Here is a 20,979-nt window from a genome sequence, read left to right as displayed (position 1 = left end):
GCCCGGCCCTCGCACCGCCCCGGCGGCGCCGGCGCCCCCCCCGGGGGGGCCCCCGCCGCACTCTGTTTCAGGCGCCGGGCATTCGGCGCTGCACCACCTCCCCTTCTCCAGTTCGCCCTTCCTAAGGCAGGATCATGGACCGTTTGGCCAAGCTGTCCCTCTCCAACCGGGCGCTCATTGCCCTGATCACGGTGTTCGTGGCGGTTTTCGGCGTCATTTCCATGAGCTCCCTGAAGCAGGAGCTGATCCCGTCGCTGGAGTTCCCGCAGATCAGCGTCATAACTGCCCTGCCCGGCGCCTCCCCCGAGGTGGTGGATGCCCAGGTCAGCGAACCGCTGGAAGGGGCGCTGACCGCCGTCGAAGGCCTGGAAGATTCCTCGGCCACGTCCCGTTCCGGGATCTCCACCATCAGCCTCACCTTTGCCTACGGCACGGACCTGGACCGGGCCCGCGGGCAGGTGGACCGTGCAATCTCCAATTCCCGGCAGCTGCTGCCCGAGGATGCCAATCCGCAGTCGCTGGCCGGCAGCATCAGTGATTTCCCCATCGTCTATCTGGCGGTGTCCTCCGATGAACCGCTGGCCGAGCTCAATGCGGACCTGCAGCGCCTGACCGTTCCCCGCCTGCAGAAAATCGAAGGCGTCCGGACAGCAGAAGTCACCGGCGGATCCACCCGGCACGTCGCCATCCTTCCCGACGACGCCGCCCTCGCCCGGCTGGGCGTCACGCCCGCCGCCATAGTGGATGCGCTGGAAAACAGCGGCGCACTGCTGCCCGCCGGAACCGTTAATGAGGACGGCCGGACCCTCTCCATCCAGGTGGGCGCACCGCTGGACAGCCTGGAGAAGATTTCCGCCCTCCCGGTCGAGTCCGCCGGCGGCAACGGCGACGGCGCACCGGTCACCATCGGAGACGTGGCAACCGTAAACATCACCGAAGATGAAGCCACCTCCATCACCCGGACCAACGGCGAAGCGACGCTGGCCGTGTCCGTCACCAAGACCCCGGCCGGAGACACGGTCGGCATCTCGCACGAGGTCATGGACCTGCTGCCGTCGCTGCAGGAGGAACTGGGCAACGGCGCGGAATTCACCGTGGTCTTTGACCAGGCGCCCTTCATTGAGCAGTCCATTTCCGACCTCACCACCGAAGGCCTGCTCGGGCTGGGCTTCGCTGTGCTGGTCATCCTGGTTTTCCTTCTCTCCATCCGCTCCACGCTGGTCACTGCGGTCTCCATTCCGCTGTCCCTGCTGGTAACCTTCATCGGCCTGCTGGCCTTCGGCTACTCCCTGAACATCCTCACCCTCGGCGCCCTGACCATCGCGATTGGCCGGGTGGTGGACGACTCGATCGTCGTCATCGAAAACATCAAGCGGCACCTGGGCTACGGCGAGGACAAACGCACGGCCATCCTCACCGCCGTGCGGGAAGTGGCCGGCGCCGTGACGGCGTCCACGCTCACCACCGTGGCGGTGTTCGCTCCCATTGCCTTTGTGGGCGGCCTCGCCGGCGAGCTGTTCCGGCCCTTCGCTGTCACCACCACGCTGGCCCTCCTGGCCTCGCTGCTGGTCTCCCTGACCATTGTGCCGGTGCTGGCCTACTGGTTCCTGAAGTCCTCCCCGCCGGTGGCCGACCCCGAGGCGTACCGTGCCGAGGCCGAGGAACGCGAATCCCGGACCATGCTGCAGCGCGGTTACCTGCCGGTCCTGCGCACCACCCAGCGCCACCCGGTGTACACCGTGGTTGCCGGGCTGATCATCCTCCTGGCCACGGCGGCAATGACGCCGCTGCTTCCCACCAACCTGTTGGGTGACACCGGCCAGAACAACTTCAGCGTGCGGCAGGAACTGCCCGCCGGCACATCGCTGGAGCGCACATCCGAGGCCGCCGGCAAGGTGGAGGACATCCTCTCCGGCATCGACGGCGTCAAGGACGTGCAGGTCACCATGGGCACCTCAACCTCCGGGCTGGCCGCGTTCACGGCGGGCGGCTCGTCGGTAGCGAACTTCACGGTCATCACCGAGGAGGGCGTGGACCAGGTGGCACTGCGCGACACCGTCCGGACGGCCATCGAGGACGCGGACGACGCCGGCAACGTCACCTTGGGCAGCACGGGCGGCGGTTTCGGCACGTCGAACACTGTGGACATTGAGCTCTCCGCCGGCGACCCGGCTGATCTGCAGCCGGCCAGCGACGCGCTTGTGGCGGCCATGTCCGACCTGCCCGGCGTCGCCGAGGCCAGCAGCAACCTTTCCTCCTCCCAGCCGGTGGTCCAGGTGACCATCGACCGGGCGAAGGCAGTGGCCGCCGGCCTCAATGAGCAGCAGATCGCCGGGCTGGTGGCCTCGACCGTCAGCCCGCTGCCGGCCGGCACGGTCCGGCTGGGCACCGATGACCTGCCGGTGCTCATCGGTGAGGGCACGCCCATCACTTCCCTGGAACAGCTCAACAGTGTCGCGGTGCCGACCGGTTCCGGTCCGGTGCCGCTGCGCGACCTGGCCACCGTCCAGGAGGTCTCCGTGCCGACGTCGGTCTCCTCTTCCGGCGGCGAACGCACCGCCGTCGTCTCCGTCTCCCCCGAGGGCGACAATCTGGGTGCGGCCATCACCGAAGTCCAGGCCCGGCTGGCGGAGGTGGACCTGCCGGCCAGCGTGACCGCCGAACTCAGCGGCGCCGCCACCCAGCAGAACGAGTCCTTCACCCAGCTCGGCCTGGCGCTGCTGGCTGCCATCGCCATTGTGTACGTGATCATGGTGGCCACCTTCAAGTCCCTGCTGCAGCCGCTGATCCTGCTGGTCTCCATTCCCTTCGCGGCCACCGGCGCCATCCTGCTGTTGCTGGTCAGCGGCGTCCCGCTGGGCCTGCCTTCCCTGGTAGGCATGCTGATGCTGGTGGGCATTGTGGTGACCAACGCCATTGTGCTGATGGACCTGATCAACCAGTACCGGCAGCCGCGTGACGGCAGGCCGGGCATGAACGTGGAGGACGCTATTTTCCGCGGTGCCCGGCAGCGCCTGCGGCCGATCCTGATGACCGCGCTGGCCACGGTGTTCGCCCTGACCCCGATGGCACTGGGCGTCACCGGCGAGGGCGGGTTCATTTCCCGCCCGCTCGCCATTGTGGTGATTGGCGGCCTGATCTCCTCCACCGCCCTGACGCTGATCCTGGTGCCCGTGCTTTACCGGCTGGTTGAGGGTTCCCGCGAGAAGCGCCAACTGCGCAGGGACAGCAAGACCGACATGCATGCCTAGCCGCAGCCCGGAGCCCGGAGCCGGGAATGAACCGGGGCAGGTAACCGTTGGAAGGAAAATGTATGCGTATGCATATACTTTGAGGACCATTCCAACTTCCGGAGGCCAACATGCAGATCGGCGTCTTTAGCGTCAGCGACATCACCCGCGACCCCGTCACCGGCCGCATCCCCACCGAGGGTGAGCGGATCAAGGCAGCCGTGGCCATCGCCCGCAAGGTCGAAGAGATCGGCATGGACGTGTACGCCACCGGCGAGCACCACAACCCGCCCTTCTATGCCAGCTCCCCCACCACCCTCCTGGGCTACATTGCCGCCCAGACCGAGCGGATCATCCTCTCCACCACCACCACGCTGATCACCACCAACGATCCGGTGAAGATCGCCGAGGATTTTGCCATGCTCCAGCACGTGGCCGACGGCCGCGTGGACCTGGTCCTGGGCCGGGGCAACACTGCCCCGGTGTACCCGTGGTTCGGCAAGGATCCGCAGGATTCAGTGGAACTGACCGTGGAGAACTACAACCTGCTGCGCCAGCTCTGGGACAAGGACACCGTGAACTGGGAAGGCAAGTTCCGCACCCCGCTGCGCAACTTCACCGCCACGCCGCGTCCGCTCGACGGCGTCGCGCCCTTTGTGTGGCACGGCTCCATCCGCACGCCGCAGATAGCCGAAATTGCCGCCTACTTCGGTGACGGCTTCTTCGCCAACAACATTTTCTGGCCGAAGGAGCACTACATGCAGCTCATCGGACTGTACCGCGAACGGTACGAGCACTACGGCCACGGCCGCGCAGACCAGGCCATTGTGGGACTGGGCGGGCAGTTCTTCATGCGGAAGAACTCCCAGGACGCAATCAACGAGTTCCGGCCCTACTTCGACAACGCCCCGGTGTACGGGCACGGCCCGACCATGGAGGATTTCACCGCCCAGACCCCGCTGACCGTCGGCAGCCCGCAGGAGGTGCTGGAGAAGACGCTGACGTTCCAGGAGTACTTCGGCGACTACCAGCGCCAGCTTTTCCTGATTGACCACGCCGGACTGCCGCTCAAGACGGTCCTGGAACAGCTGGACCTCTTCGGCGAATACGTCCTGCCCGAGCTGCGGAAGGAACTCGACAGCCGGCGCCCCGCGGGCGTTCCGGACGGCCCCACGCACGCCGCACGCGTGGCCGCCCGCAACGATGCAGCCGGTGCAGTCCCGGCATCCGCACCGTCACCGTCGGCGGCCGCTGCCGGCGTTCAGTAGGCTGGGAGCATGCACTCCTCCAACGACGCCAGCGTGAAGCAGGCAGCCGAAACCTGGGAATCCCTCTTCCGCGTCCAGGTGGGGGTGATGCGTCGCCTCCAGCGCGATCCTGAGTTTCGGGACCTCACCATGCGCGAGTACGACGTCCTGTTCAACCTCACCCGGTGCCCCGGAGGCTGGAGCCGGCTAAATGAGCTCAACGAGCACCTGCTGATCAGCCAGCCCAGCCTCAGCCGGATGGTGGACCGGCTCGAGGCCCGGGGCCTGGTGCAGCGACGGCCGGCGGAACAGGACCAGCGCGGCGTCGAACTGTCGCTAACGGATGAAGGCCGGGCGGTGCAGCGCCGCCTGGGACGGATCCATGTGCGCGGCATCCACGAGCTCCTCACCCCCGCATTGGACGGTGAGGAGCTGGTCCGGCTCAAGGAACTCACGGATAAGGTGCTGGCGAGCCTGGAGGACTAGCGGGATCAGGCGGCCGCTTCCTCCGCCGTCAACGGCGGGTCGGCAAATGCGAGCCGCGGCACCATCAGCAGGACCGCGGCCGCCACCAACGCCGTCACGGAGCACACCGTCCAGACCGTCAGGTACCCCTCCAGCGGTGCCGCAGTGGCGGTTGCACCGGCCGGAGACAGAGCATCCACGGCCGCGCTGGCCAGGGCAATGCCGAACACTGCTGAGGCGAAGGACCCGCCGATGGTCTTGGTGGTGTTGGTCAGGCCGGTGGCCATGCCGGTCCGGTTCAGCGGAGCTGCCGCCGCGGCAGCTGACGGAAGCGCCGCCACCAGGGCACCGGATCCCAGCCCGGCCACCACCATGTTCGCCAGCGTCTGCGGCAGGGTGTCGTGGAAGGGCAGGAACAGGGCGTAGCCGACGCCGACCAGCACAGCCGCGCCCACCAGGGTATTGCGCGGGGTGGTCCGCCGTGCCGCCGCCGGGAAGAGCAGCGCCCCGGCCAGCAGGGCCAGAACATAGCTTCCGATAATGATGGACACCTGGGAGGCCTCCAGGCCTAGCCCGTAGCCGTGCTGGCCGGGGTCGGTGCGGGCGAAGGTGGACATGGGCGCCTGCGCTCCCAGCACCGAGATGCCGAACAGGCCGGCGGTCAGCTGCACCGGCCACATGGCAGGACTGCGCAGCATCGCGAAGTCCACCAGCGGATCCTTCCGCCCCGACTCGTAGCGGACGAACGGGATGAAAACCGCCGCGCCGGCTGCCAGCACAGCCCAGGCCCACCAGGTTTCCGGACCGTTGATCCGCAGGAAGGTCAGTCCCGAGGTCAGCGTCAGCAGTCCGAAGGCGAGCAGTGCAAAACCCGTCCGGTCCACGGTGCCGCCGTCCAGGGCGGTGGACTCAGGGACCCCGAACTGCACGGCGAAAATACACAGTGTGACAGCGAGTGCCGGGATGGAAAGCGTCAGCCAGAGCATGCCGGCGAACTGTTCCACCAGCATCCCGCCCACGAGTGCGCCGCCGATGACCCCCAGTTCCAGCGCGCCCACCAGGATCCCCGCCGCCTTGCGGGTCAGCACGGCGCGGTTGGGTTGCTGCCGCAGCCGGCTGAAGATCAGGGCGATTTCCATCGGCAGCCAGACCACGTAGAAACCCTGCAGCGACCAGGCAGCCAGGAAGGTCCAGAAATCCGGGGCAAATGCGACGCCCCAGGAAGCGATGGCCGTCAGCACCGTGGAGGCCAGCAGGATGCGTTTGTGGCCGTAGATGTCCCCCAGCTTCGCAAGGATGGGAACAGCCAGGGCACTGAGCATCAACTGGGCGGATTCAAACCAGTTGACATCGCCGTCGTCGATCCCCAGGTGCCGGGCAATGTCGGTGAGCATGGGGGTGTAATAGCCCTGCAGGATGCCGCTGGTCAGTTCCACCAGCACCAGGAAACCGACGACGCTGCCGATCATCCGCAGCCCGGCGGGCGGCGCGGCTGGCACCGCCGGCATCAGAGCGCGCCCATCAGGGTGCGGTAGAACAGGATGCCCTCACCGAAGGTTTCGATGCCTATTTTTTCGTTGTCGGCGTGGATGCTTGCCCGGTCCGCGGCGCTCATCCGGAACGGCGCGAACCGGTACACCGCGTCGCAGATGTTCGTGAACCGGCGGGCATCGGTGCCGCCGAGCATGATGTAGGGCACCGGAACGGCGTCGGGAAAGCTGCTGCGGATGCTGGCCTCCAGCAGCGCGAACTGGGCATTGTCCGTAGCGGATACCGGGGAGGGCTCATTGCCTTCCACCACCCGCAGGGACACCTTCGGGTCGCTGATGATTTTGCGCAGGTGTACCAGTGTGGACTCCACGCTGGAGCCCACGGCTACCCGGATGTTCGCGTTGGCCGTGGCCCGGGTGGCCAGGACGTTGGAGCCCTTGCTGCCGCGCAGCTGGGTGACGGCCACGGTGGTGCGGGTCATGGCATTGGGTTCGCCGCCGAGCAGCCCGAACACCCGGGTCAGCACCGGTCGCAGGCGCCGCACCTTGCCCAGCACCAGCCGGGGAAGCAACGGTGCGGACCCGGAGAGCCGCTCGATCATTTCCACGGTGACGTCCGGCAGGGCCGCCGGGAACGGACGGCGGTCCAGCCGGACAACCGCCCGGGCCAGCCTCGCCGTCGCGCCCATCCGGTTGGGTGTGGAGGCGTGCCCGCCCTGGTCCTCGGTGGCCAGTTCGACGTCGAGGATCCCCTTTTCGGCCACGCCCACCACGGCCAGGGGTGCGGACACGAACGGAAACGCTCCGGATGCCACTGCGCCGCCCTCATCCAGCACCAGCCAGGGACGGATGCCGCGCCGGGCCAGCAGATCCGCGGCGGCGGCAGCGGTGTCGCCTGCGGTTTCCTCGTTGTTGCCGAAGGAGAAGTAGAGGTCCTGCTGCGGGGCAAAGCCCTCGGCGAGAAGCTGTTCGGCCGCTTCCAGGACGGCGGCAAGGGCGCCCTTGTCGTCCAGGGCACCGCGGCCGCAGATGGACGTCTCCGTGACGGTGCCCGCGAACGGCGGATGGTCCCACTGCTGCGGATCTTCAACCGGGACGACGTCGTAGTGCGCCATCAGGACCGCCGGGCCTCGGGAGCCGCCGGTTGCCGGGTCTGCAGTTGCGGGGCCTGCCGTGTCGTTCCCCGACGTGTCACTGCCTGGCCAGCGGTACAGCAGGCCCAGGCCGTTGATCCGCTCCACTTCCAGCTCCTTGTGGACGCGGGGAAACAGCTCGGGCAGGGCGGCGATGAAACCAACAAACTGGTCCGGTTCCATCTCTTCGGGAACGCGCGAAGAGACCGTTCGGAAGGTCAGGAGACGGGCCAGTTTGGGAGCAGCCTCGAGGCCGGTGCGCAGTGCGGTGGCAGGGGCTGTGCGTGGGGTGGTGTCGCTAAGCATGGGCCGAGTGTAACCGCACTGTGGCGCAGGCCACTTCAGCAGGCGGACCCGGTCCCCTACCGTTGCGGCACGGCGGATCAGCTCTCGGGAACGGCGGCCGCATTCAGCAGCGGCAGCATCCGGCCCTCAAAGTGCGTGTTGAGCACAATCACCGAAGAGGTCCGCAGCACGGTATTGGTAGCCACAATGGCATCGATCACCCGCTGCAGGTCCGAGTTGGAGCGTGCTGCCACCCGCGCCAGCAGGTCGCTCTCCCCCGATACGGTGTGCACTTCCTGGATCTCGGGGATGCGGGACAGGGCGGCTACCACCGCATCATGGCCGGTGTCCTGGCGGATGGTCAGCGAACAGTACGCCACCACGTCATAGCCCAGGGCCTCGGCGTCGATCCGCGGACCCCAGCCGGCGATCACCCCGGTCTGCTGCATCCGGTCCAAGCGGGCCTGCACAGTGGCACGGGCAACGGACAACCGGCGGGAGGCCTCCAGCACCGACATCCGGGGGTTGTCGGTGAAAAGGGTCACGATGCGGGCGTCCAGCGCGTCGGTTGGCATGGGGTCCTTTCGGGGCAGTTACGAGGCAGTTAGAGGGCTAACAGAAAGGCGGCAGTGTACAAATTGTAGAGCCACTCGGGCAGGGGCCCGGACCAGCTGGTACACAGACCGGCTCTAAGATGGAATGCGGTGTACAGACCTGCCACGTCCGCCGGAACGGGGCCGGCGGGCGGCACCGGCAGCCAGTCCAACGTTCTAAGGCCCTGTTTTCCATGCCACAATCCGCCCTCCCGCCCAGCACCCAAGCGCCCGCCGGGGCTGCGGATTCCTCTGCGCCGCGGAAGATGCAGCCGCGCCACCTGGTGCTGATGAGCCTGGGCAGCGCCATCGGCACTGGCTTATTTGTGGGTTCCGGCGCCGGTATTGCCGCTGCCGGACCGGCCGTGCTGATTTCCTTCCTGATCGCCGGCACCATGGTCATCCTCATCATGCGGATGATGGGGGAAATGGCCGCCGCAGACCCCAGCAGCGGGGCCTTCTCGGTCTACGCCGAAAAGGCGCTCGGGCGGACCGCGGGCACCACCGTCGGCTGGCTGTGGTGGTTCCAGATCGTGATCGTGATTGCCGCGGAAGCGACGGCGGCGGCGGCCATTACGGCGTCACTGGTCCCCGGCGTCGAACAGTGGGTCCTGGCACTGGCCTTCATCATTGCCTTCACCGCGGTCAATCTGGCCGGGGCGGCAAGACTGGGTGAATTCGAGTATTGGTTCGCGATCCTCAAGGTAGCCGCCATCATCATTTTCCTGGGCGTCGGAGTAGCGTTCATTGCGGGCTGGCTGCCCGGCGTGGCGTCCCCGGGAGTGGACAACCTCTTCAACAACGGCGGGTTCATGCCCAACGGGATGACCGGCGTCGCCTCCGGGCTGCTGCTGGTGGTGTTCGCTTTCGGCGGCACCGAAATCATCACCATCGCCGCCGCAGACACGGAAGAACCGTCCAAAAACATCGCCGCCGCCATCAGCTCCGTGATCTGGCGGATCCTGGTCTTCTACATCGGCTCCGTGCTGGTGATGGTCACCGTCCTGCCCTGGGACAGTGAAGCGCTGAGCACCGGGCCGTTCGTGGCCGTGCTCCACGCTGCCAAGGTTCCCGGCGCCGATACCGTGATGGCAGTGGTGATCGTGATCGCCCTGCTCTCGGCGATGAACGCCAACCTCTACGGTGCCTCGCGGATGGCCTACTCGCTGGGCGAGCGCGGACGGGCTCCGGCAGCCCTTGGCCGCCTGAGCTCCGGCGGCGTTCCGCGCCGGGCCGTGCTGGCCTCCGTGGCGTTCGGCTTTATTGGCGTGGTGCTGAACTATCTCTACCCGGACACCGTGCTGATGATCCTGCTCAACCTGGTGGGCTCCAGCTGCCTGGTGGTTTGGGGCATCTCAATTGTTTCCCAGATCATCCTGAGGCGCCGGGCCGACGCGGCCGGCACCGAACTGACCTTCAAAATGTGGGCGTTCCCGTGGCTGTCCTACTTTGCCCTGGCCCTGCTGGCAGGCATTGTGGTCCTTGGTTTCTTCGACGACGCCGTGCGCGTCCAGCTGCTCGCAACGGCGGGACTTAGCGCCGTGCTGGTCCTGCTGGCGTGGCGGTTCGAACGGCGCAGTGCCCGGCGCCGGCCGGCAGCCGGCCCGGCAGCCGGCCCGGCAGACTAGCCCGGCAGCCTAGGATGCCGGGCCGGCTGCGTTCGGTCGGAACTGCCTAGCGGCCCTTGCGGCGCTTGGGCAGGAATTCGGACTCGACGGCGCTCTTCGCGCGTTTCTCGGCCCGCTTCTCCTTGAGTGCCTTGCCGTGCTTCTTGGAAGTGGATCCCTGCGGGGACTTTCCTGACATGTCCGGCTCCTAACTCACCATGGGATAGGTCCGTCGAACGTTACGCCCAATGCCGCCCGATTCCACCCCCTTCCCAATGAATGTGCTGTACGGGCACGGCGGGAGCACGGCGGGACGCTTCCTGCGCAAACTGCCTAGGGTAAACGCGGCGCACGTCACACATTTGTACAGAGTGTGCAACGTTTGGCGGTAAGTTTGCTCAAGGTGTCGGGACACACTAGGTTGCGGTTATGGACACTACTCAGCAACCGGCAGCGCTGCCCGCGGACGAACTGCGCGAGCTCTACCGGCTCGTCACCGCGGTCCGGCAGCTGGACCTCGCTGCCATCGCCTGGCAGCGCCAGGGCATCATTCCCGGTTACGCACCCGAACTGGGACAGGAAGCGGCACAGGTGGGCAGCGCCTTCGCCATGGACCCGCAGCGGGACTTCATCTTCCCCACCTACCGGGAAATGGGCGTGGCCCTGACCCTGGGCGTAGATATGACCGCCTATATGTCCACCCACAAAGCCAGCTGGCACGGCGGACTGTATGACCCGGTGAAGACCAGGCTTGCGCCCATCCAGGCAGTGGTGGGCGGATCCGTGCTGCACGCCGTCGGCTGGGCCCACGGCCAGACCCTCTCGGGCGGGGATACCCGCGGCGTCGCCCTGACCTACTTCGGCGACGGTGCCAGCTCCCAGGGCGATGTCCACGAGGCCATGAACTTTGCCGGTGTCCTGAAGGCGCCGGTGATCTTCTTCGTCCAGAACAACGGCTGGGCCATTTCGCTGCCTACCGAAGCACAGGTGGCCGGCGGAACCGTCGCCGCCCGCGCCGCCGGGTACGGCATGCGCGCCATCACGGTGGACGGCAACGATGCCGCCGCCGTCGTCCTGGCCACCCGTGAGGCCGCCGCCCATGCCCGTGCCGGACACGGCCCCGTCCTCATCGAAGCAATGACCTACCGCCGCGGCCCGCACTCCACCAGCGATGACCCCGGCCGCTACCGGAGCCTGGAGGAAGAACGGCGCGACGCCGGCACGGACCCCGTCCAGTTGCTGGCGGACCGCCTCCTGGCAGAGGGCATCGCGGACTCCGACTTTCTGGACACCGCGCTTGCCGACGCGAAGGCCAATGCCGAACGCGTCCGGGAGGGCGTTGAAGCACTCGGCGTCCGGCCGGGCCGGGAAATGTTCGACTTCGTTTACGCCGAGCCCACTGAAGCACTGAAGGCCCAGGCCCGTGCCTGGCGGGAGGAATCCGAACATGTCTGAGCAGCTCACCGAGGCGACCGCTTCCTCCGATCTGGACGCTGCGGCAGCCAACGCCGAAACCGCCGCCGCCACGAAGCAGTCCGCGCGGGCAGTACCCGTGCCCGCCGCCGACGGTCCGGTCCAGCACCTGTCCATGCAGCAGGCGCTGAACCGGGCGCTGGCCGAAATCCTCGCCGGCGACCCCAAGGCACTGGTCCTCGGTGAGGACGTGGGCCGGCTGGGCGGAGTTTTCCGCATCACCGACGGCCTGCAGCAGCGCTTCGGCGCCGAGCGGGTCTTCGACACCCCGCTGGCCGAATCCGGCATCCTGGGCATGTCCGTGGGCCTGGCCATGGCCGGCTTCCACCCGATCCCCGAGGTGCAGTTCGACGGATTCGCGTACCCGGCGGTGAACCAGATCATCACCCAGCTGGCCCGAATGAATTACCGCAGCCGCGGCACCATGCCCATGCCGGTGACACTCCGGGTGCCCAGCTTCGGCGGCATCCGTGCGCCCGAACACCACGGCGAATCCCTGGAAGCGCTGTTCGCGCACGTTCCCGGGCTCAAGGTGGTCTCCCCCTCCAGCCCGCACGAGGCCTATCACCTGCTCAAGCACTCGGTAGCAGTGCCGGATCCGGTGATCTTCATGGAACCCAAGTCCCGATACTGGCAGAAGGGCGACGTGTATCTGGACGACGCCGGCGCCGTCGAAGGTGCGAAGGTGGTCCGCCCGGGCAAGCACGTCACACTGGTGGCATGGGGAGCCATGGTGGCCCGGTGCCTGCAGGTCGCGGAACTGGCGGCGGAGGACGGCATCGAGGTGGAGGTCCTGGACCTGCGCTGGCTCAAGCCGATCGACGCCGCCGCCCTGGCCGAATCCGTGGGCCGGACCCGGCGCGCCGTCGTCGTGCATGAGGCACCCCTGACCTCCGGGCTGGGCGCCGAGGTGGCCGCACTGATCACCGAACATTGCTTCGACACCCTGCGCGCCCCGGTTGGGCGGGTCACCGGATTCGACGTACCGTATCCGTCAGGAGACCTTGAAGACGAATACATCCCGAACATTGACCGCATCCTGTTCGGGATCCAGCGAGTATTGGAGTACCGGCGTGGCTGAAATTTCCTTTCCCCTTCCCGACCTCGGCGAGGGGCTGATTGAGGCCACCGTGCTGGAATGGCTGGTGGCTGAAGGCGACCAGGTGGAGCGCAACCAGCCGCTGGTGGAGGTGGAAACCACCAAGTCCGCAGTGGAACTGCCCTCCCCGCAGGCCGGCAAGGTTGCCCGGATCTACGGTGAGCCCGGCGAGAAGATCAACGTTGGCGAGCCGCTCATTGTGTTCGAGGTGCCCGACAACACCGCCGGCATTGTCGGCACCGTGCCGCAGGAAGCGCCCGCGCGCCGCCGGGTACGGCTCACGGCCGCCCTGGACGAGGACTAGGCCCGTGTCCGGCTACGGTTCCCTGGTGGAAGGCACCGACCCCCGGCTGGACGTCCGGGAGTTCCCGGGCACCGACGGCGGCGCCACTGCCGACGCCGGTCTGCGCCCGGTGCTGCTGCTGCACGGCTTCGCCTCCAGCTCCCAGCTGAATTGGCACGACGCGGGGTGGGTCAGCGCCCTGGTTGCGGCCGGACGGCGGGTCATCACCGTTGACTTGCCCGGCCACGGAGCCAGCGCCGCCCCGGCCGACCTGGATTCCTACCGGCCCAGCCGTATCCGTGCTGACCTGCTCCAGGTGGCCCAGGACGCCGGCGTCCGCCCCCTCGCCGACGGCGACCCGGCCAGCGGGCTGGACGTGGTGGGCTATTCGCTCGGATCCCGGCTGGCCTGGGAATTCGGGGCAACCCAACCCGAACTGGTGCACCGGATGGTGCTGGGCGGTCCGGGCAGTGCAGACCCGCTGGCGGAATTCGACCTGGACGCTGCGCGGGAAGCGGCAGCAGGGGGCGCGCCGGTAGCGGATCCCCGTACCGCAGAACTGCTCCGGATGGCGCAGCTGGTGCCCGGAAACAACCTCGCCGCACTGTTCCGGATGGTCGAGGCCATCAAGGAGGAACCGTTCACCCCCGAGGCGGCTGTGCCGGCCATGCCGCTGCTGCTGGTCGCCGGAGACCGTGACGACCTTGCTGCCACGGCACCGGAGCTGGCGGCGCTGAGCGGCCGGGCCGAACTGCTGGCACTGCCGGCGCGCACCCATGCGAATGCGGTCACCTCGCGGGCTTTCAAGAGCGCAGCGCTGGACTTCCTCAAGGGGTAGCACGCGGTAGCCCGCCCTCGCCCGCCCCTGCCACGGCGCGGCCATATTACGAGTTGGTCACGTCCATTCGAATATGCCCGGATTCCGGCCTGTCGCGGGCTAGGATGGAACGGCTAGTGGGCTAGCCTGAGATTAATCAGCCTACTGATGGTTTGAGGCTTGTTCCCGCTTTCACTTTCACGCTCAAGGGAGGACACCCATGGATGTACTCCTAGGGCACCGATACCGCACCACCGAACTCATTGGCTCCGGGGGTGCCGCCTCGGTGTACCGTGCCGTGGATGAGAACCTGGGGCGCGAAGTGGCCGTCAAACTCTTTGCAGTCTCGGTCAACGAGGATGATGAAACCCGCCGCCAGCAAACCGAGATGCAGCTGCTTGCCACCCTGAACCATCCCGGACTGGTGACGCTTCTCGATGCCGGCATCAGCGTGGACGACGAGGGCCGGGCAGCAAGCTATCTGGTGATGGAACTGGTGGACGGCCCGGACCTGCGCGGAAAGCTCAAGGAGGGCCCGCTCTCCTCCTCGGCTACGGCTGCCCTCGGCGCCGACCTGGCCGATGCCCTGAACTATGTGCACAGCAACGGCGTTATCCACCGCGACGTGAAGCCCGCCAACATCCTGCTCTTCCCGCAGGAGGACCAGGACACCCGGCTATACCCCCGGCTGACCGACTTCGGAATTGCAAGGATGGTCGAGGCCACCGTGGCCACCGCGCACGGCGCGACCATCGGCACGGCCAACTACCTCAGCCCGGAACAGGCACAGGGTGCCGCTGTGGACCCCCGCACGGACATCTACTCCCTTGGCCTGGTGCTGCTGGAATGCCTGACCGGAGAAAAGGCCTTCCCGGGCCCCATCGTGGAGGCCGCCGTGGCCCGCCTCCTTCGTGACCCCGCGATTCCCGAATCGGTAGGGCCCGAGTGGACGGAAATCCTGCGGGCCATGACCTCCCGGCTGGTCGATGCCCGTCCCGAAGCCCACGAGGTGGCCCTGACGCTGCGGAACCTGGCATCCGAAGCCTTCCTGTTGGACGGACCAGATCTTCCCTCGCCTGCCGCAGGCGAGACAGCTTTGCGTGAACCGGTCACCGGTGAATCCGGAAGCACAGGCGGGATCACCACCGGCAACATCTACATTCCCGCCCCTCCGGCCCACGCTCCCAGCCTCGGGTAGGAAAGCACACCACACCACAGCAAAACGGACCGGCCCTTCGGGGCCGGTCCGTTTGTCCAAGAGACTCGCTTATTTGCCGTCGTCGGCTGCTTCGTCTTCTTCGGGCTCAAAGTTGGAGGCTTCGTTGGTGCTCCCAGCGGCAATACCGTCCTCGCTCTGCGGGATGGTGCCTTCGGGTCCCTGTGATCCTGTCTCCTGCTGATCCCCCCGGCCGGCGTCCTTTTCGGTATTTCCCATCGTATTTCTCCTTAGTGGTGCTCGCGGGACTACTTATCCGATACTAGGCCAACCGTGGCGCACCCGACACCTGCGGGCGGTTCAGGCTGCGGCTTTGCGGCGGGCCGCTGCTGCCCGCGAGGCAACCAGGCTGAGCAGCAGCAGTGTTGCGGCCGCGGCCGTCGGAACAATGAACGCGTGGCCGTAACCGAAGGAATCGGCCAGCCGGCCGGCAACCGCCGAGCCCAGCGCGGTTCCGGTTACCACCCCGCTGGCCAGCATGGTCATGACAGTGCCCATCAGTTCGCGCGGGGCCACAATGGCTCCGATGCCGAAAATACTCACCATGGTGGGCCCCACCGGGATGCCCAGGACCAGCAGGACCACCAGCATGGTGGCGATGTCTGCGGGCAGGAACAGCAACAGGGTAAAGGCGGTCATGGCAGCCGCGCACAGCATCCAGCGGGCCGCCGGGCCGAAACGCTCAGGCCAGAAGGCTACGGACAGGGCTGCTACCGCGGAACTGAGTCCCATCACGGCGTACAGCAGACCGGCGGAGGACGCTACGCCGAAGCTTCCGGCAAAGGCCGTCAGGCTGGTCTGGGTCGATCCGAAGAAGGTCCCCATGGCGACCATGCCCAGGACGGGCAGCATAATGACCAGCCACTGTGTCTTCGGGCGGGTGACCCCCGGTGCTGCGGAAGCTGCGGCACCGGCGGGGGCGTTGCCCTTGCGGGACGCCGGGCGGCGGGAGGCCGGGACCACGAATTCCACCGTCCGGTGGACGGCGAAGGCCGAGACCATCCCGGCTGTGAGCACGGCTGCCAGCGCCAGCGGAAGCCACGGGGCGACGGCTGCCGCGAGCAGGCCCACCAGCGCCGGTCCAAGCACGAAGGTAAGCTCATCGGCGGTGCCTTCGTAGGAGAGCGCAGTGTCCATCTCGCGTCCCTGCGGGCGGCGGGCGGTCATGGCCATCCAGCGGACCCGGGCCATGGGCCCGACCTGCGGGCACGAGGCACCCATAAAGAACGCAGCGGCCAGCATCCAGAACGCTGCACCGGACGGTTCGAGCAGGGCGGCAGAGAGCAGGAACAGCCCGATGGCCACCGGGTTCAGCACCGCAGTAGACAACAGGACGGGACGCTGGCCGATCCGGTCGGCCAGGTACCCCAGCAGCGGGGCTCCGATTGCGGAACCAATTCCGACGCCGCCGGCGGCGAACCCGCCCAGCGCATAGGAACCGGATACTTCGGTGATCAGGGTCAGCGCGCCCACGGTCAGCATGGCCAGTGGCAGGCGGGCCAGGAAACCGATGGTGAAGAAGGAACGTCCGGCCAGGGCAAAAATCGCCTGGTAGCGGCCCGTTTCCGGGGCGGGCACCGGCTTGGCTGCGCCGGGGTGTGAGGGGTCGGAAGAGGAACTGTTGTGGGTCATGGTGCGGTATCCAAGTACGTCGAACCGCACACCGTCCCCCCTCCCGGTGCGCACAACCCTTGTTACTAGCGCGATTTTACCCACGCCGGGCCGTGCTGCCTAACCGGCGGCCAGCACAACGAATGCCGCCGGGCGGATCAGGCTATGGCTGCCTCTCCCGCGGTGTAGTGCACGGTAGAGCCGTTGCGTCCCTTGAGGATTTGCAGCTGGGCCGGTATCCGCAGCTTCATCTCGGCGACGTGGCTGACCAGGCCCACCACCCGGCCGCCGTCGCGGAGGCCCTCGAGTGCGTCCATCACCTGCTCAAGTGATTGTTCATCGAGGCTGCCGAAGCCCTCGTCCACAAACAGCGTCTCAATGTTCACTCCCCCGGCTTCCTGCTGCACAACATCTGCCAGCCCCAGGGCAAGGGACAGGGAGGCCATAAAGCTTTCGCCGCCGGAGAGCGTTGACGTGTCCCGGTGCTGGCCGGTCCATTCATCCGTCACGTGCAGGCCCAGCCCGGCCTTGCGGTTGCCGGCCTTGGAGTCGCTGTGCACCAGCGCATACCGCCCGCCGGTCATCGCGGCAAGCCGTTCGGTGGCCGCTGCGGCCACCTGTTCCAGGCGGGCAGCCAGGACGTAGGTGCTGAGGGTCATCTTGTACTCGTTTTCGCCGCCGCCGCGGGCCGTGTCGGCCACAGACTGCAGCAGGTCCCTGCGCGCCCGCAGAGGTGCTGTCCGTTCCAGTGCCTGGATCAGCTCCGTCGAGTACTCCGCGAGCCGGACCGCCGATCCTTCCAGCAGCCGGACCAGCAGGGCAGCTTCCTCCTGCTCCTTGCGGGCAAGTGCTGCCGCCTCGGAGGCTTCCTCGACGTCTTCCTCATCGGGTACGGGCAGCGGCTCTCCAGTGTTGTCTTCCGGCGCCGCAGCCTCTTGCCCTTCCCGCCGCAGCAGCAGACGGCGGCCTTCCTCTTCCCATTCCTGCAGTGCGGAACGGTAGGCATCGGCCGTAGCGGCATCAAGCAGGGCTCCGCTGACTTCCGTGCCCGAGCTGAAAGCGGTCCCGGCCAGGGCATCCCGGAGTTCAGCGCTGACGCGGACAAGTTCCTCACGGGAGGCCTCGGCGGCAGCCGCGGTTTCCCGCGCGGCGCGGACGAGACCGCCAAGGAGCGTCAGCGACTGCACCCGCTCGGCTATGCTCTCAAAGCCGTGCAATGCCGCCGCCACCCGGGCGGTCAGCTCGGCGGCCTGTTCCCGGGCAGCTTCGGCCCGGGACTGTGCCTGTGCCGCCTCGAGGAGACTCCCCGAACGCTCCGTATCCAGCGCTGCCAGATCCGCAGCAATCCGCTCCAGCCTGCCGGCAGCCTCTGCCTGCTTCCGGCCGGCGGCGCGGGCCTCTTCCAAGGCTGCCAGGGAAGCGTCCAGCTGTTCCTGCGCGGAGGCTGGATCTCCGTCGCCGCCGCGTGCCCGCAGGGCAGCTGCCGCTTCGGCGGCAGTGCCCGCAACGCGCGCCGCGGCGTCGAAGGCTGCCTCGGCTGCCTCGGCACGGGCCTTGGCGTCCTGTTCAGCTTCCCGGGTGACTGCGGTCTGGCCCGGGGGCAGAGCTGCAGGGTCCGGATGCTCCAGACCACCGCACACCGGGCAGGCAGCCCCGTCCGCCAGTTCCTGTGCCAGTTCCGCTGCTGCCTGCTCAAGCCGGGCCTGCAGCAGGTCCTGCCAAGCCTGCCGAAGGTCCTGGTACTGCTGCCGGGCATCAGCGGCGGCCTGTTCAGCGGACCCTGCCTTTTCGCGGGAGTCGGCGTAGCTGCGGATGGTGGCGACCAGTTCTTCGGCCCGGGTCACATCTGAGGCTGCCCGGGACTCCCCCTCAGCCAGCCGGTCCCGGTCCGCTGCTTCGGATGACAGGCGGGTTTCCTCTTCGCGCAGGGACGCCGCCGTGTCCCCTGCCTTGGCTGCCTGCGAGCGCCGGGTTTCAGCAGTGGCTTCCTCCGTCGCTGCGCGGGCCAGGAGCGCATGGATGCGCTCTTCGTCTTCCAGCGCGGCGTTCGCTGCGGCCAGGTCCGCCCCGGTCCGGGCAACAAGTCCTTCGGGCAGCGCAGCAGCAGGATCGGGGACCGGGTCCACGGACGGCATCTGGTAGGCGGCCGCCAACGGGTGGGCGGTGAGCTCCGTCCACGCGGCCTCCCATGCGGTAATCCGAGACGAGGCGCGTTCCTGCGCTGCGTCCACCGTCCGCACGTAGCCGGCCACCGCGGAAGCGGCAGTATGGGTTGCCAGCGCGTTTCGCTGCTCCCGGAGCCCGGCTCCGGTTTTTTCGTGGTCGGCTTCGTCCCGGACCAGTTGCGCCAGGGCCAGGCCGCGTGCCCGCAGGTGAACCAGGTCCTGCAGGTGCTTCTCGGCACGTTCCCGGACTGCCCGCAGCTGCGCCAGCTCGTCCCGGGCAGCAGCGGTCCGTGTGCCCAGCTCGGCACGGAAGGCGGCGATTTCCTGTTCGGGCTGTTCAATCCCCGCGCTGGCTGCCGCGGATTCGGCCGGCACCGCCGTATTGTCGTCCGCCTCCCCGGCCAGGGCGCCGAACTCGTCACGGTAACGGCTGATTTCATCCCGTGCCCGGCGCAGGACGTGCTCGGACTGTGCCCGGGCTGCTTCGAAGCGCTGTTCCGCCTCGGTCAGCTCGGCCTTCAACTGGCGCTCGATGTCCTCGAACCGTGAGGTACCGAAGAGCTGCTGCAGCAGCGCTTCCCTGGAGGCGGCGTCAGCCCGCAGGAACGCAGCAAAGTCTCCCTGCGGCAGCATCACCACCCGGGTGAACTGTTCCCGGTTCATTCCGAGCAGTTCGGTGATCTCGGTGGAGGCTTCATCATTGCGGGAAGACTTTTCCACCCAGGCTCCGCCGGTGTATTCGCGCAGCAGCGTTTTTGCCTGCTCGGTAACAGTGCTCCGGCCGCCGGCCCGCTTGGCCGGACGCTCCCACTGGGGGTTGCGGACCACCTCGAAGCGGCGGGTTCCGGAGCTGAACTCGCACACCACTTCCGGAGCGGTTGCCGGGTCCGCGTGGTCGCTGCGCAGCCGGCGGGCCTGCTGCCTGGCGCCGGGGACGGCACCGTACAGGGCATAGCAAACAGCGTCCAGCACGCTGGTCTTTCCGGCACCGGTGGGACCGTTGAGGAGGAACAGGCCGTGTGCGCCCAGCTCGTCGAAGTCGATGAGCTGGCGTTCGGCAAACGGGCCGAAGGCCTGGATTTCCAGGCGGTGGATCCTCACTGTGCTGCCTCCGATTCGCGGACCTTGTCCAGGATTTCCCTAAAGAGGTCCTTCTCTTCCTCTGCGGCGCTGCGGGAGCGCACGTGCTCCAGGAAGCCGCAGCAGATGTCCAGGTCATCCGTGGCTTTCGCCAGCCGCTGGCTGTAAGTCTGGGCCGGCCCGCGGACCCCGCCTTCGGGGTCGAAGGTGAGCACCAGCGTGTCCGGGAACCTGGTGCGCAGCAGTTCCATGGCTTTGGCCGGCCGCTGGCTGTCCGTCAGCGTCACCTGGCAGTAGGCGTCTTCGGCATCGGCAAGTGCCGGGTCCGCCAGGAGATCGGCAAGCTTGCCGCGCAGCACCGCGAGCCGGCGGGGCGCAGGCCAGGTGACGGCCTCGGCGGTAACCAGCCCGTCGCCGTCGAACTCCAGGAGCCAGCCGCCCTTGGCCTGGCGCGCCTCGGAGAAGGAGTAGGGCAGTGGCGAACCGCTGTAACGGACGGTGGGGCTGAGCTGCTGCCGTCCATGCAGGTGCCCGAGCGCGGTGTAGGAAAACGCGTCGAAAAGATCCAGCGGAACAGCTCCCAGCCCGCCCACGGCGAGGTCGCGCTCACTGTCGCTGCTGATGCCGCCGCTCGCGAAGGTATGCGCCATGACCACGGAGGCCACGGGGGCGCCGGCCTCTTGCCGGGTGCGGATGTCCTGCCGGATGCGTTCTACAGCAGCAGCGGTGACGGAGAAGTGGTTCGGCTCCTGGACGCCGAGCTCCGGCGCCGCCAGCCGCGGTTCCAGATAGGGAATGCCGTAGACCGCCAGCGTGCCGCCGGCGGCGGGCAGCAGCACCGGACGGGCAATGTCCTGGTAGCGGGTACGCAGGTGCACCCCGGCACGCTCGAACAAGGCGCTGCCGAATCCCAGCCGGGCAGCGGAGTCGTGGTTGCCGCTGGACAGCACCACTGCGGCGCCTGCACCCGTGATGCGCTCCAGTGCGGAATCCAGCAGGCGGACCGTGTCCACCGCAGGCAGCGCACGGTCGTATACGTCTCCGGCAATAAGCACGGCGTCCACGCCGCGTTCGCGGACAGTGTCCACCAGTGCATCGATGAAGTCCGCCTGGGCATCCAGCATTCCCACGCCGTGGAAGGACCTGCCCAGGTGCCAGTCTGAAGTGTGCAGTATGCGCATGTCT

17 protein-coding genes are annotated in these 20,979 nt (G+C 67.7%); 9 read left to right on the top strand and 8 right to left on the bottom strand.

Going from position 1 to position 20,979, the window contains the following annotated elements; genetic code table 11:
* The first annotated feature begins 134 nt into the window (after positions 1-134).
* From QNN98_RS16205 to QNN98_RS16195, 3 genes are all read left to right on the top strand, one after another.
* On the top strand, positions 135-3,251 hold the full coding sequence (locus QNN98_RS16205) for an efflux RND transporter permease subunit (RefSeq protein WP_283998516.1): 3,117 nt from the start codon (positions 135-137) through the stop codon (positions 3,249-3,251).
* Between the two features lie 110 nt (positions 3,252-3,361).
* Positions 3,362-4,498 (top strand): LLM class flavin-dependent oxidoreductase, encoded by a 1,137-nt coding sequence (locus QNN98_RS16200; RefSeq protein ID WP_229960918.1) that lies wholly within the window; start codon positions 3,362-3,364, stop codon positions 4,496-4,498.
* A gap of 9 nt (positions 4,499-4,507) precedes the next feature.
* Positions 4,508-4,963, top strand: a complete 456-nt coding sequence (locus tag QNN98_RS16195; protein ID WP_227914437.1) for a MarR family winged helix-turn-helix transcriptional regulator — start codon at positions 4,508-4,510, stop codon at positions 4,961-4,963.
* Between the two features lie 5 nt (positions 4,964-4,968).
* Here QNN98_RS16195 and QNN98_RS16190 read toward each other — a convergent pair whose 3' ends face one another.
* The 3 genes from QNN98_RS16190 to QNN98_RS16180 form a co-directional block, all read right to left on the bottom strand.
* The gene (locus tag QNN98_RS16190; RefSeq protein WP_283998513.1) at positions 4,969-6,450 is read right to left on the bottom strand and encodes an MFS transporter; all 1,482 of its coding nucleotides are present in this window, start codon (positions 6,448-6,450) and stop codon (positions 4,969-4,971) included.
* Positions 6,450-7,871 (bottom strand): M20/M25/M40 family metallo-hydrolase, encoded by a 1,422-nt coding sequence (locus tag QNN98_RS16185; RefSeq protein WP_283998511.1) that lies wholly within the window; start codon positions 7,869-7,871, stop codon positions 6,450-6,452. Before QNN98_RS16185 ends, QNN98_RS16190 begins: the two co-directional genes overlap by 1 nt.
* A gap of 77 nt (positions 7,872-7,948) precedes the next feature.
* Entirely contained in the window at positions 7,949-8,425 is a 477-nt protein-coding gene (locus tag QNN98_RS16180) for an Lrp/AsnC family transcriptional regulator (RefSeq protein WP_227914443.1), read from the bottom strand.
* A gap of 212 nt (positions 8,426-8,637) precedes the next feature.
* On the opposite strand from QNN98_RS16180, the gene QNN98_RS16175 reads away from it, so the two are divergent.
* Complete coding sequence (locus QNN98_RS16175; RefSeq protein ID WP_283998509.1) at positions 8,638-10,071, top strand: amino acid permease; 1,434 nt, start codon at positions 8,638-8,640, stop codon at positions 10,069-10,071.
* A gap of 46 nt (positions 10,072-10,117) precedes the next feature.
* On the opposite strand, the gene QNN98_RS16170 is transcribed toward QNN98_RS16175, so the two are convergent.
* Positions 10,118-10,249, bottom strand: coding sequence for a hypothetical protein (locus tag QNN98_RS16170; protein WP_269437464.1), 132 nt, complete (start codon positions 10,247-10,249; stop codon positions 10,118-10,120).
* A gap of 230 nt (positions 10,250-10,479) precedes the next feature.
* On the opposite strand from QNN98_RS16170, the gene QNN98_RS16165 reads away from it, so the two are divergent.
* From QNN98_RS16165 to QNN98_RS16145, 5 genes are all read left to right on the top strand, one after another.
* Positions 10,480-11,505, top strand: a complete 1,026-nt coding sequence (locus QNN98_RS16165) for a thiamine pyrophosphate-dependent enzyme (RefSeq protein ID WP_227914448.1) — start codon at positions 10,480-10,482, stop codon at positions 11,503-11,505.
* A gap of 133 nt (positions 11,506-11,638) precedes the next feature.
* Entirely contained in the window at positions 11,639-12,604 is a 966-nt protein-coding gene (locus tag QNN98_RS16160) for an alpha-ketoacid dehydrogenase subunit beta (protein WP_227925397.1), read from the top strand.
* On the top strand, positions 12,597-12,926 hold the full coding sequence (locus tag QNN98_RS16155) for a biotin/lipoyl-containing protein (RefSeq protein WP_283998506.1): 330 nt from the start codon (positions 12,597-12,599) through the stop codon (positions 12,924-12,926). The genes QNN98_RS16160 and QNN98_RS16155 overlap by 8 nt, the downstream gene beginning before the upstream one ends.
* Positions 12,927-12,930: 4 nt before the next feature.
* Positions 12,931-13,743 (top strand): alpha/beta fold hydrolase, encoded by an 813-nt coding sequence (locus QNN98_RS16150; protein WP_502864797.1) that lies wholly within the window; start codon positions 12,931-12,933, stop codon positions 13,741-13,743.
* Between the two features lie 199 nt (positions 13,744-13,942).
* Positions 13,943-14,920 (top strand): serine/threonine-protein kinase, encoded by a 978-nt coding sequence (locus tag QNN98_RS16145; protein ID WP_229960910.1) that lies wholly within the window; start codon positions 13,943-13,945, stop codon positions 14,918-14,920.
* A 69-nt stretch (positions 14,921-14,989) separates the two neighbouring features.
* Here QNN98_RS16145 and QNN98_RS16140 read toward each other — a convergent pair whose 3' ends face one another.
* From QNN98_RS16140 to QNN98_RS16125, 4 genes are all read right to left on the bottom strand, one after another.
* The gene (locus QNN98_RS16140; protein ID WP_227914455.1) at positions 14,990-15,157 is read right to left on the bottom strand and encodes a hypothetical protein; all 168 of its coding nucleotides are present in this window, start codon (positions 15,155-15,157) and stop codon (positions 14,990-14,992) included.
* 81 nt (positions 15,158-15,238) lie between these two features.
* Positions 15,239-16,570, bottom strand: coding sequence for an MFS transporter (locus QNN98_RS16135; protein ID WP_283998503.1), 1,332 nt, complete (start codon positions 16,568-16,570; stop codon positions 15,239-15,241).
* A 137-nt stretch (positions 16,571-16,707) separates the two neighbouring features.
* Positions 16,708-19,815 (bottom strand): AAA family ATPase, encoded by a 3,108-nt coding sequence (locus QNN98_RS16130; RefSeq protein WP_283998501.1) that lies wholly within the window; start codon positions 19,813-19,815, stop codon positions 16,708-16,710.
* On the bottom strand, positions 19,812-20,975 hold the full coding sequence (locus QNN98_RS16125) for an exonuclease SbcCD subunit D (protein ID WP_283998499.1): 1,164 nt from the start codon (positions 20,973-20,975) through the stop codon (positions 19,812-19,814). The genes QNN98_RS16130 and QNN98_RS16125 overlap by 4 nt, the downstream gene beginning before the upstream one ends.
* Positions 20,976-20,979 lie beyond the last annotated feature (4 nt).

This window comes from Arthrobacter sp. zg-Y1143 (assembly GCF_030125565.1).
GTDB lineage: Bacteria > Actinomycetota > Actinomycetes > Actinomycetales > Micrococcaceae > Arthrobacter_B.
The sequence above is the reverse complement of the archived record's forward strand: the minus strand, read 5'-3'. Positions and strand labels throughout refer to the sequence as shown.